At 42.6% G+C, this 12,439-nt stretch carries 9 protein-coding genes; 4 read left to right on the forward strand and 5 right to left on the reverse strand.

What is annotated here, in order from left to right; translation table 11 throughout:
* Positions 1 to 152: 152 nt before the first annotated feature.
* The 3 genes from ACKTT2_RS31755 to ACKTT2_RS31765 form a co-directional block, all read right to left on the reverse strand.
* Complete coding sequence (locus ACKTT2_RS31755; RefSeq protein WP_407894254.1) at positions 153 to 986, reverse strand: aldo/keto reductase; 834 nt, start codon at positions 984 to 986, stop codon at positions 153 to 155.
* Between the two features lie 121 nt (positions 987 to 1,107).
* Positions 1,108 to 2,361 carry an ABC transporter permease gene (locus tag ACKTT2_RS31760; protein WP_407894256.1) on the reverse strand — a complete coding sequence of 418 codons (1,254 nt, stop codon included), beginning with the start codon at positions 2,359 to 2,361 and terminating at the stop codon, positions 1,108 to 1,110.
* Between the two features lie 350 nt (positions 2,362 to 2,711).
* Positions 2,712 to 4,181, reverse strand: coding sequence for an efflux RND transporter periplasmic adaptor subunit (locus ACKTT2_RS31765; protein ID WP_407894258.1), 1,470 nt, complete (start codon positions 4,179 to 4,181; stop codon positions 2,712 to 2,714).
* Positions 4,182 to 4,945: 764 nt separating this feature from the next.
* Between ACKTT2_RS31765 and ACKTT2_RS31770 the strand changes: the two genes are divergently transcribed.
* Complete coding sequence (locus ACKTT2_RS31770; protein ID WP_407894260.1) at positions 4,946 to 5,845, forward strand: tetratricopeptide repeat protein; 900 nt, start codon at positions 4,946 to 4,948, stop codon at positions 5,843 to 5,845.
* A 335-nt stretch (positions 5,846 to 6,180) separates the two neighbouring features.
* Here the strand turns inward: ACKTT2_RS31770 and ACKTT2_RS31775 are convergent, their stop codons facing one another.
* Positions 6,181 to 6,585, reverse strand: a complete 405-nt coding sequence (locus ACKTT2_RS31775; protein ID WP_407894264.1) for a response regulator — start codon at positions 6,583 to 6,585, stop codon at positions 6,181 to 6,183.
* Positions 6,586 to 6,851: 266 nt separating this feature from the next.
* Between ACKTT2_RS31775 and ACKTT2_RS31780 the strand changes: the two genes are divergently transcribed.
* From ACKTT2_RS31780 to ACKTT2_RS31790, 3 genes are all read left to right on the forward strand, one after another.
* Positions 6,852 to 9,392, forward strand: a complete 2,541-nt coding sequence (locus ACKTT2_RS31780) for a DNA gyrase/topoisomerase IV subunit A (RefSeq protein WP_407894266.1) — start codon at positions 6,852 to 6,854, stop codon at positions 9,390 to 9,392.
* Positions 9,393 to 9,647: 255 nt separating this feature from the next.
* Complete coding sequence (locus tag ACKTT2_RS31785; protein WP_407894268.1) at positions 9,648 to 9,827, forward strand: CAB/ELIP/HLIP family chlorophyll-binding protein; 180 nt, start codon at positions 9,648 to 9,650, stop codon at positions 9,825 to 9,827.
* Between the two features lie 41 nt (positions 9,828 to 9,868).
* Positions 9,869 to 10,048, forward strand: a complete 180-nt coding sequence (locus ACKTT2_RS31790) for a CAB/ELIP/HLIP family chlorophyll-binding protein (protein ID WP_407894270.1) — start codon at positions 9,869 to 9,871, stop codon at positions 10,046 to 10,048.
* A gap of 92 nt (positions 10,049 to 10,140) precedes the next feature.
* Here ACKTT2_RS31790 and rpoD read toward each other — a convergent pair whose 3' ends face one another.
* Positions 10,141 to 11,322: an RNA polymerase sigma factor RpoD gene (gene rpoD / locus ACKTT2_RS31795; protein WP_407894272.1), complete on the reverse strand. Its 1,182-nt coding sequence runs from the start codon at positions 11,320 to 11,322 to the stop codon at positions 10,141 to 10,143.
* Between the last annotated feature and the right edge of the window lie 1,117 nt (positions 11,323 to 12,439).

The raw sequence follows: 12,439 nt of genomic DNA on the forward strand, positions 1-12,439 counted from the left end.
ACTATCCTTCATCATGATAAAATTCAGTAGGTAAATCTCAAATTTCATTTGTGGAATTGAAACGAGCGATCGCCGTATCGAACCATTACTCAGAAATCTGCGTGAATCCAAAAGCCTCATACAAATGGCAGCTGATGGAGTGATTCATACCGCTACAACATTTCCAGAGGAACAGGTTTTGTTGGCGGAGGGAAGGCGGTATCCAGGGTAGCCAGTTCTTCGGTACTTAGTTTCAGCTCCAAAGCAGCGTAGTTCTGCTCCACGTGGGTAATGCGACTGGACTTTGGAATCACGATCGCATTTTCCTGATGCAAGAGCCACGCGATCGCCACTTGAGCCGGCGTCACCCCTCGCTGTTGAGCGATTGACTGTAGCGTCCGATTGTTCAGCAGACGACCTTGCTCAATGGGGGAATACGCCATATTTGGGATACCTCGTTGTCTGCACCACGGTAGCAGATCCCATTCAATGCCCCGTCGCATCAGATTATAAAGGACTTGATTGGTAGCAATTGCTTTCCCACTGCTTAATTGGCTAGCTTCTTCCATATCCTCAACATCAAAATTGCTGACGCCGTAGCTGCGAATTTTGCCTGCTTGCTGAAGCCTCTCAAAGGCGTCTAGCGTCTCCGCCAGTGGGATAGAACTGCGCCAATGCAGCAAATAAAGGTCAAGATAGTCAGTTTTTAGCCGTTTCAAGGAGCGATCGCAGGCAGCGATCGCTCCTTGCTGTGAAGCGTTGTGGGGATAAACTTTACTCACTAAGAAGACTTCGGAACGACGATCTCTAATGGCTTCGGAGATCGCTTCTTCAGCACCGCCTTCACCGTACATTTCTGCAGTGTCAATCAGGGATAAACCCAGGTCAAGCCCGTGGCGCAGGGCATCGATTTCACTCTGGCGATTTCTGTTGTTTTCTCCCATCCGCCAGGTACCCATACCAAGGACTGGAATAGATTGTCCGGAAGGTAATTTAAGAGTTCGCACAGCTGTCTCCATCAACTCAAGTTACGTTTTCACCGCTCCTAACTATATTAAGTAATATCATGTTCGGATGAACGCTTACGTTGGGTAACACGAGCATTCAAAAAAACAGAAACCCAAGCATTTAATCACTTCTTAAAGCGACAATAGGGTCTAATTTTGCTGCATTGCGTGCAGGTATAACCCCAGCCAATAGCCCCACCACGAACGAAAGTCCAAAACCAACCATCGCTGACCAAGGTGCAACGATAAAAGGAAACCCAAACACAAAGGCTGCTAAAGCTGCAATACAAACACCAGTTCCAGTACCAATACAACCTCCTACTGTAGAGATCGCAATCGCTTCTATCAAAAATTGGTTGAGAATGACCGAATATGTAGCTCCTACAGCTTTGCGAATCCCAATTTCTCGCGTTCTTTCCACAACAGAAACCAGCATAATATTAGCAATCCCAATCCCTCCAACTATTAACGAAATACTGGCGATCGCAACTACCATAACCGTACACAAACCCACAATACTGCTAAAAGTATTAATAATATCCGCTTGGCTGGTAATTTTAAAATCATCAGCTTGTGGTGGATAAATATTGTGACGCAAACGCAAAAGATTAGTCACTTGAAACTGGGCTGCATCTAAAGTTTCGCGATCGCTAGCTTTAATCAAAATCCCATCAACAGAAACACTAGATAAAGCATTTCTCCCAACCAATCTTGCTGACATACTGCTTAAAGGAATATAAACTTGGTCATCTCGATCCATTGGACCGAGAGCACCCTTAGCTTCCATCACCCCTATCACCTTATAAGCATCTCCTTGAATGCGGATTCTTTCACCGATTACCTTAACACCTTCTTTAAAAAGAGTTTTTTGAACCGTTGGACCTAAAACAACAACTTGCCTCGCTGCCTCTAGTTCCTCTTGGTTAAAAAATCTTCCTTGTTGGGGGTAAGTATTTCTTAGTTCAGGATAATTTAAATCCGTACCGTAAACGGTTGTTGAAGTATTTTGTCCTCCATAAACCACCTGTGCTGTCCACTGCAAGTAAGCGGACACCCTCTCTGCTGAAGGTGCTTGCTTTGCGATCGCTTTAGCATCCTCCCATGTTAACGTACTTGCAGATCCCTGTCCTTGACTGATATTTCCGTTTCTAGCAGCACCAGCAAAAACTTGCAGAATATTTGTACCCAAGGCTTGTATTTCCCTTTCAACTCCCTTTTGCACGCCTTGACCAACAGAAGTAATCGAAATCACTGAAGATATCCCAATAATTACACCAAGCATAGTCAATCCCGTGCGTAATTTATTGCTCCATAATGCTTCTATTGCAATTGAAAACATTTCTAAAATTGCTACGTTACGGTAACTAGCCATCATATCATTTTGGATTTTAGATTTTCGATTCTGGATTGAGCAAGTGTTACTTGAAATGAATTTCATTCAACTATCGAACTCCTATTTGATATTTGATTTTTGAACTACACGTAAGTAAGGCTATGCCACATACATAATTTTTTGTAAATTATGAATTATGAATTTTTTATTCACAGATAGATGTAATACAAAATGGTAATCAATCTTCTTGTTTGCTAGAAAACCAAAATCCACGCATCCAAAATCTAAAATCTAAAATCACTTAATCCAAAATCTAAGTGACACCCAATAATTCCGTTAAATGTTGGGTTTCGTTCCTCAACCCAACCTACCAAAATCCACGCATCTAAAATCTAAAATCCTTTTGGAATACTGAGCAATACCTTCTCATCTCCTTTCAAGCCAGATCGAATTTCAGTCAAGTTTTCTACCGTAACGCCAATTTCAACAGGTACAAACACGGGTATATTATCAATACCAGCCACTAACACACCCGTTAAATTGTCTCGACGCACAACTGCTGCAGTGGGAACAACTAAGGTATCTTTCAATCGCTCGACTTGGAACTGTGCTTCTACATTCATCCCAGATTTCAGCAACTTTTCGGAATCAGAAATAATTGTCACTTTGACTTCAAAACTAGTGACATTCTGCTCTACTGTTGCTTGGGCAGCAATTTGACTGACTTGACCCTCAAAAGTTTCTCCTGGATAAGCATCTGCTGCAATCGTGACTTTCTGACCGAGGCGTATCTTAGCAATGTTTGTTTCAGCAACATTTGTGACAACCTGATTTGTAGAAGCTAGGGACAAGATAGAAGAAGAGAGTGCGGAAGAAACAGAACTTGCTGAGGTTGTGGGAGTCACAACAGATCCAGGATCGGCAAACTTTTTAGTCACAACGCCATCAAAAGGGACGCGAATGATAGTATCGTTGATTTGTGTTTGAACGTTTTGTAACGAACCACGAGCAGAAATCACTTGAGCGCGTGCTGCATCAATATCTTCTTTGCGTGTCCCTGCTTCTAACAGTGTCAGTGCGTGCTTTCTTTGCCTAGCGACAGCCCGTGCTTGTTCGATATCTTCTTGACGCGATCCTTCTTTTTGCAATGCTAGTGCTTGCTGTAGTTCCATAACTTGAGCTTGGGCGCTGTCTCGATCTGCACGTTTTTGATTTAGAGTCTGAAGGGAAATAGCACCAGCATTATACAGATTTTTATTGCGCCGAAAGTCGTCTTCTGCTTTTCTCAAATTAGCTCTAGCACTTTTTAAGCGTGCTTCTGCTTGAGCAATTTCTTGAGGGCGGTGACCGACAATGACTTTTTGTAAATTTGCTAACGCCTCATCTAGTTGAGCCTTTGCTTGAGCAATTTCTTCAGGACGGTTACCCGCAATCAATTTTTGCAAATTCGCTTCCGCTTGTGCCAATTGTCCTCGTGCTTGCATGAGTTGTCCTTGAAGATTCGAGTCATCCATGTAAGCGATCGCTTGCCCTTTTTTAACAGTATCTCCCTCTTGTACGAGTAGTGTTTTCAGTACACCCGCATTTTTGGGACTAATATTAATTGCTCTTTCTGGTTTAATAGTTCCATTTGCAGAAACTGTTACTGGTAGGCTTTGCCTTTCTACGGGAACAGTTAAAATCCTCCTAATGGCTTCTTGACGGGGGACAACAACCACTTGGCGATAAACAACATAGCTCATTCCACCCAAAAGAAAAGGGATGAGTAGCCAAGGTAGCCAATTAGTAGTGCTTTGTTTCTTGAGAGGTTTTTTTCGTAATAGTTTTGAGGGATTTACTGATTTTGATGTATCAAGTGTCATTTTTAGTTTTGTGTAGAAAGAAGGGCTACCAAAAGACACTGCTGCCTGATTCAAAATAACTATAATCTGACAACCATACAGTCAAGATTGATGCTGTTTGTTGAATCTTAAGCATTTATTTCAATAGTTTCTGCGCTTTGACTTATGTTCAATTCTTGATTCCATGTAGCGAGAGAAATGCCGATTAACACCACTATGTTAGAACTAGTTTTCATAAATAACTTGGGTCGCAAGTCCTAATTTAATCAGTGACTAAGGTACTATGACAAGTGAGCGGTTAATTCCTATACTCGAACATATAGCAATCCTAAATTATCGGCGCAATGAGGCGGCAGCAATCGCGTCGGGTGTCTAGGATGCGATCGGCACAGAGCCGCGTAATTTTAAGACATTCGCCCACGACTACGCCACGATGTTTAGCTGACGGATATCGTCGCTGTCTGCGTCAGATGAAGATCGGTTTGCACTCTGCTGGTTAAAAGGGGGTTGTCAAAACGGATTTAGTCTCAGTCTACCACGCGAGGCAGAGCCTCGCTAGTTGCATTCCCAGGCGGAGCCTGGGAACGAGAGGGGGATACAGTATCACTATAAATTTAAGTGGTATTTATAAATTAAAGTATAAAATTATATAAAAATATAAATTATACGTAAATAGACTGTCAGGCGGAAAATCTAAATGAGGGTTAAATTTTGCTGCCGTCTATAGGGGAAATCGTTTAAGCTAGCTGACAGATTCCTTTAATTTTTGGCGAAGGGGCGGTAGTGTGCCTAAACGAATTGGTTTAATTTCTCTTCTCATTCTCTGTGGTTTGTGCAGTATGCCGCAACCAGGAACTGCACAAGCTTTAGTACCTCATACACTGCAATTGGATGCAGCCAAATTGGAGCAGCAAGGTCTGGGTTTAGCAAAGGAAGCCGCTCAACTAGCTCAGTTCCAACAGTATGAACTTGCTTTGCCAAGAGCGCGGTTGGCATCGCAACTCGCTCCGAACAATGATAAAGTCTGGTTTCTCTTGGGTGGCTTGTATCTACAAACGAAGGATGTGAATACAGCAATTTCTGCTCTGAACAAAGCAGCAACACTCAACCCTAAAAACGGAGATGTTCAATTTGCTCTGGGTTCGGCTCATTTTCAACAGCAAAAGTACCAGGAAGCTGCAAACTACTATCAAAAGGGATTGGCGCTAAAACCCAACGATCCAGAGGGTTTCTTTGATTTGGGTAATGCTTACTTTATGCTGCGTAAATTTCCGGATGCAGTCAGCCAGTTTAAAAAAGCAGTGTCTTTTGACAAAAAGTTTTGGCCTGCCATTAATAACATCGGATTAATTTTGTACGAGCAAGGTGACGTTCAAGGCGCGATCGCACAATGGCAAAGTGCTGTTGCTATTGATAAGCAAGCGGCTGAACCTTTGTTAGCTCTTGCTGTGGCACTGTATACTAAAGGTGACCAAAAACAAGGGGTGACTATGGGGCAAGCCGCACTCCGCATTGACGATCGCTATGCTGATGTAGATTTCCTCAAACAAAACCTTTGGGGCGCTCGCTTACTTGGTGATACACAGAAATTTTTGGAATTACCTAGCATTCAAGCTGCTCTCCAACAAGATGTATCTGGTTCTCCATCTCCTGCCAAGCTACCACAAAAACAGGCTCCACAATGAAGGAAGCCGATATATGGTGAATAGGGAGTGACGTGTTTTATGGTAGATTATTACCCCCACCACACCCTATTCCCTAAAAACACTTGCTCTATGTGCCGTATAGTAGTACATATATATTAAGTAAGAGGAGAATGGGAATGGCGATTGGGGAGTAGGGACTGGGGACTGGGAAGAGGAAATGAATAACTTCTAAAAATTCCTAATCGCCAATCCCCAATCGCCAATCCCCAATTGAGACTTGTGTTCTTAAGCCAAGAACATTACCATTAGAGTTCTCAGGGTGCAACTCACAGCAAGAGTGGATTCCATCAATGGTTCCTCTCCAAAAAGTCGGCTTAGTTATCACTCTTAGGCAGCAGTGCTATGATTTGGTCAACAAACTGTTGGTGATCGACAACAGGTTTGGAGATATAACCATCTGCACCGCTCGCTTTGAGAAAGTTCTCGCGATCGCCCTCCATAGCGTGTGCTGTCACGAGAATGATAGGTAAAGAAGCTGTTTGTGGATCGGATTTCAACATTTGTGTGATTTTGATTCCATCTACAGATTTACCTTGATAAACACTTCGTGACAGAGAAACATCCATCAAAATAATGTCAACTTCCCCTCCTTGGGCATATTTCATTACTTCGTCCACGTTTTCAGTATGTTTTACGTCCAAGCCGCCACGCTTGGTCAAAATTTTAGAAAAAACGCGAGCATTAATCAAATCGTCTTCGACAATCAAAACAGTTTTCATGAGAATTTGACATTCAGATAGCTCATCTTAACTAAAGGCACACAAGAGTTGTCAGGGGGATTACCACCAAGTAAAAACTACGAGTGTTGCCGACTGTTGAAATTAATGAATAATAAATCGTCGTCAACAAGGATAATACTACTGCTTTCTATTGTATGACTATCAAGATTTTGTAATGAAGAGCAGTTCATCCGTTATGCTGTGGTTGCTGCAGTCTTTATTAATGGCAAATTTTGTGTAGTTGAAATTTTGGGGAAACAAATCTCATGGCGAAACAGTTAAACCTCCTCCCGGAGGGACAGGTCATTACCACAGCCTTGCATACTGAGATGCAAAGGTCATATCTAGAATATGCCATGAGTGTCATAGTCGGGCGGGCGTTACCAGACGTGCGAGATGGTTTAAAACCAGTTCACCGACGCATTTTATATGCTATGCACGAATTAGGTCTTGTCCCTGACCGACCCTATCGTAAGTGCGCTCGTGTGGTGGGTGATGTATTGGGTAAATACCATCCTCATGGGGATCAAGCAGTTTACGATGCTCTAGTAAGACTGATACAAGACTTTTCTAGTCGCTATCCCTTACTAGCAGGACATGGCAATTTCGGTAGTGTGGATAATGACCCTCCAGCTGCGATGCGTTATACAGAAACGCGGCTCGCGCCAATCAGCCACGAAGGTATATTGGCGGAAATTGGAGATGAAACCGTAGATTTTATAGGAAATTTTGATAACTCTCAGCAAGAACCAACGGTACTACCCGCACAATTACCATTCCTGTTACTGAATGGTAGTTCTGGTATTGCTGTGGGTATGGCAACAAACGTTCCACCTCACAATTTAAATGAAGTTGTTGATGGATTGATTGCGTTAATTGACGCTCCCGATCTATCTGACGAAAAATTGTTTGAGCTAATACCAGGACCGGATTTTCCCACAGGGGGCGAAATTGTGGGGAATACCGGAATTCGCGAAGCATACACCACGGGGAAAGGAAGTATAGTTTTGCGAGGAGTTGCTCAAATTGAGGAAGTTCCTGCTAGTAAAGGAACTAAGCGGCGCACGGCAATTGTTGTAACGGAATTGCCCTATCAAGTGAATAAAGCTGGTTGGATTGAAAAGGTTGCAGAACTGGTCAACCAGGGTCGTTTGCAAGGAATTGCTGACATTCGCGATGAAAGCGATCGCGATGGCATACGAGTGGTTATTGAACTCAAACGCGATACCAATCCTCAAGAAATTCTCCAAAATTTATATCACCAAACCGCTCTGCAAAGTAATTTCGGAGCAATTCTCCTAGCCTTGGTTGACGGACAACCTCGTCAGTTGAGTTTGCGTCAACTCTTGCAAGAGTTTTTGAATTTTCGCGAACAAACGCTCAACCGTCGCTACAGCTACGAGTTGGTTAAGGCAGAAAGTCGCCAACACTTGGTCGAAGGTTTACTCAAAGCACTCGAGCGTATAGATGAAGCGATTGAGATTTTGAGAAATGCAGCTGATGGAACTACGGCAAAAATTAGCTTGCAAACCCAACTGAGTTTAAGTGAGGTACAAGCAGATGCACTTTTGGCAATGCCAATGCGACGCTTAACAGGTTTGGAACAGCAAAATTTACAGAAGGAGTACGAACAACTCAACGAGCAAATTCAGTTATTGGGAAGATTGCTGAGCGATCGCAAAGAGTTATTGAAGTCGTTGAAAAAAGACCTCCGTACTCTCAAGCGCAAGTACAGTGATGCTCGTCGTACCAGAATTTTAGTGCCGCAAGAGGGAAACCAGGGAGGTAAAAAAGCTTCCGAGCACAAGAGCAGAGGAGCCGAGGAATCAATTTCCGCATTCTCAGACGGGAGTGTGGAAACGAGTCCAAAATTAGCAGTTCCAGCAGAAGATGTGGTTTTGGAGTTTAGTCACCGGGGATATGTCCGTCGTCTTCAGTCTTCAGCTAAAAAGTCAAAAGTTGAAAATGGTACGGCGGATAATGACTTTATTGTCCAAACCGTTTCTACTGACACGGAAAAAGAACTGCTTGTCCTTTCAAGTGGTGGGAAAGTTTACCCGGTTAGGGTAGGTGATATTCCTCCCACTAACGGACGTTCTGCACGCGGAACGCCACTAATAACCTTGCTCTCTAGTACCGCTCAAGGTACACAAGAAACTGTTATTAACCGCTTTGTACTGCCTGAAAATCCAGATGGGACTGAGATAATTTTTCTGACTAAGCAAGGACGAATCAAGCGTCTGTCCCTAACAGAATTGACTAACTTGTCTCGTCGCGGCATTACAGTTTTGAAGCTGAAAGATGATGATGAATTGTTGTGTACCCAGTTTGCGACTACAGGGAAACACGTGTTTGTCGCTAGTTCGGGAGGTCGAGTTTTAAGGTTTTTGGTGAATGACGAACAACTCCCAATCATGGGTCGTACAGCTATGGGCGTGCAAAGTTTGCGCCTTCGCCAACGAGAAACTATGGTGGGATGTGTCACTTTTGAGACAGAGGGAAATTTATTACTGATTACTCAAGCAGGGTATGCTAAACGTCTATCTATCAATGGGTTGCGACCTGCAAACCGTGGAGATATTGGTACTCAAATCTTTAAATTTGCTGATAAAACGGATACCCTCGCGGGGATGGTAAAAGCGATCGCATCTTCTGAAGTCGCGATAATAACCAATCAGCAGCGAGTGATTCGCCTTGCAGTAGAAACGGTAGCAACTATAGGTAGAGATGGCACGGGTGAGAAAGTGCTTCAACTTAACCGGGATGAAAAAGTGACTACAGTCGTTCCGCTGACCAGTGACCAGTAACCAGTGACCAGTGACCAAAGATCGGCGAACAGTATCCACTAATCACTAGTCACAGATCGCCAAATCCCAGCAACAAAGACAAAGAAATAATAGAAGGTAATCGTACCCACTGGTCACTGGTCACTGGTTACTGGTCACTGATTACTGATAAGTCAAACAAATACAAAAAATGTAAAATAAGATGACATTTCTTAAGAAAATTTATTATACTTGTTTACATAAGGTAACAAATTTCCAAGAAGTAAGGTACCAACTATGCAAAATACAACAAGAGCTACTACTCCCGTAATCGACGATCGCAACGCTTGGCGCTGGGGTTTCACTCCTCAAGCGGAAATCTGGAATGGTCGTTTGGCAATGATTGGTTTCTTAGCTGCTGCTTTGATTGAGTTATTTTCTGGTCAAGGCTTCCTGCACTTCTGGGGGATTCTGTAAATTTTCATAAAGATAAGTCATTATACTTTGGAGAACTAACCATGCAAGATACAACAAAAGTTACTACTCCCGTAATCGGCGATCGCAACGCTTGGCGCTGGGGCTTCACTCCTCAAGCAGAAGTATGGAACGGTCGTTTGGCAATGATTGGTTTCTCAGCTGCTGCTTTGATTGAATTGTTTACTGGTCAAGGCTTCCTACACTTCTGGGGTATTCTGTAATCTTGAATTTTCCTAGAAAACGCAAGAAACCCGGTTTCAACAAGAAATCGGGTTTCTTATTATGTTCTCGCTTCTTCTAGAACAAGAAGACTCTAGCGGATATACTCTTTAAGAACGCTGTTGCGATTTGGGTGACGTAACTTGCGAAGTGCTTTCGCCTCAATTTGACGAATCCGTTCGCGAGTCACATTAAAGATTTGCCCAATTTCTTCTAGAGTCTTCATGCGACCATCATCTAAACCGTAGCGCAATCTGAGAACATCTCGTTCGCGAGGGCTGAGACTATCAAGAACTTTTTCCAAATCCTCTCTCAGCAGATTCTTGGAAACTTGATCTTCTGGAGTTTCGCCATCAGATTCGATAAAATCGCCCAATCGAGAATCTTCTTCTTTACCGATTGGTGTTTCTAGTGAAATTGGTAACTGAGCGGACTTAGCGATAAATCTCAGTTTCTCAATGGTCATTTCCATTCTCGTAGCAATTTCTTCCTCTGTGGGTTTGCGTCCCATTTCTTGAGAAAGCAGCTTGGTTGTTTTCTTGATACGAGATATGGTTTCATAAAGGTGAACTGGAAGACGGATAGTCCGTGATTGATCGGCGATCGCTCTTGTGATTGCCTGACGAATCCACCATGTCGCGTAAGTGGAGAATTTATAACCTTTTTCGTGGTCAAATTTTTCTGCGGCGCGAATCAAACCGAGACTGCCTTCCTGAATCAAATCTTGGAAAGACAAACCCCGATTCATGTATTTCTTAGCAATTGAAACTACAAGACGCAGGTTGGATTGCACCATTTTGTCTTTCGCTCTACGACCAACGTGCAGTCGGTAGCGGAATTGTGGCAGTGGTAGTTGTACTGCTTCTGCCCATTCACTATCGTATGGTTCGCGAGATAACTGTAGTGAAAGTTTTTCACGTATCCGTTCTAATTCAAGCAGATCGGCGATTTTTCTTGCCAGTTCAATTTCTTCATCTGCACGTAATAGGCGAATCCGTCCTATTTCTTGCAAGTAAAGGCGAATCGAATCCTCGGTATAATGCTTCTTTTTAGTTTGAGACCGACGACGCGATTTAGCGGCTTTCCCAGACTTTGCGTCGTCCTCATCAGACTGAGGTTCTAAAAATTCATCAAGTTCGCCGTCATCGCCAATCAGCAAGTCCTCTTCATCATCTATCAAGAGTTCTTCCAACTCGAGTTCAGGCTGATTCATCTCGATTTCTAGTTCGTCAGGCTGATATGCTATTTGTTCGAGTACGTTATTAGCCTGGTTCATGCCGCGTTCCTCATGCTCCTTGCAGAATCAATTACTCAAGATTACGTTTACCACCCTTTGCAGTAAGCTAATTAGCCAACATAAAAGAGGGTTTTTGGCAAATTTGCCACTCTATTTCTCAGAATCTTATGCGCCTTTCACGTGAGATGCTTGCCCAGAGGGGGCTGTTCTCCTGAAGGTCAACATATTTTTCGGTCGTGACTGCATATGTTGTTTGGCAACACAACAGGTGACCAGTTCGTCTAAAAAAGACTTGTCTTGCTAAAAAAATTTACTAGTTCATACAAATGAATATGACTGTTGGGGGATTCTTTTGTAAAGACTGTAACGATTGTAGCCTGTTTCACAGAAAATGCACTCTTTTTGTGGTGTAACCATGAAGTTATTAAAATGGGTTCAAGGCTGTTCTAGCAAAAAGAATTGAAAAATGGTACCCATATTTTTGAATTTTCTTCAAAACTTTCTGAGGTGAAAGTTTATAGGTACGAGTGCTCATATCTAGTTTCCAGTATTAAGCAAAACAGCAACTACTTAGGAATAGTGCGATCGCACACTTTCTCATACTAGAAAGACACTTACTTCCATTTTTACATTTCCTTCATTAAGTTATCGCAAAATCTTTAAAAAACGCTTGCTTGCACAAAAGTTTATCGTTTTAACGTCACTTAAGGAGGTTTTGCGTTTTCTTTTAACAGGCATTTCATAGGTGAATGACAATTGTGGTGCTTTGTGAAGTTGACTCAACCTTGTTCTGCTTGTCATCTCAACTAAGGAGTTAAGGACTAGGGCAGAATCAGCTCGACACTTAAGGAATCCAGACTTAACTCAAATGGTCTCTCTCCCAGGTTAGCGTACTGCTGAAATTTCCATCCTTTGAAACTTGACAAACCGTTCCTATTGTATACAACGATATTCTAATCAATTTAAAAAGGATTTGACAGTTGAGAATATTGATATTAACCGATTTAACACAAGAGTGCATAGGTTAAATGCAAAATATACTCAAATTTCAAATACAGTTCCGAGAAATATATTTGACAGGTTAACAATCGTGCTCATCGTAGTGACCCTAGGTTAGAAAGTCAGTACAGGTAACTTTCTATGCTTCAATAATTTC

Source organism: Scytonema hankhaensis NUACC26, assembly GCF_045865695.1.
Classification (GTDB): Bacteria; Cyanobacteriota; Cyanobacteriia; order Cyanobacteriales; family Nostocaceae; genus Scytonema.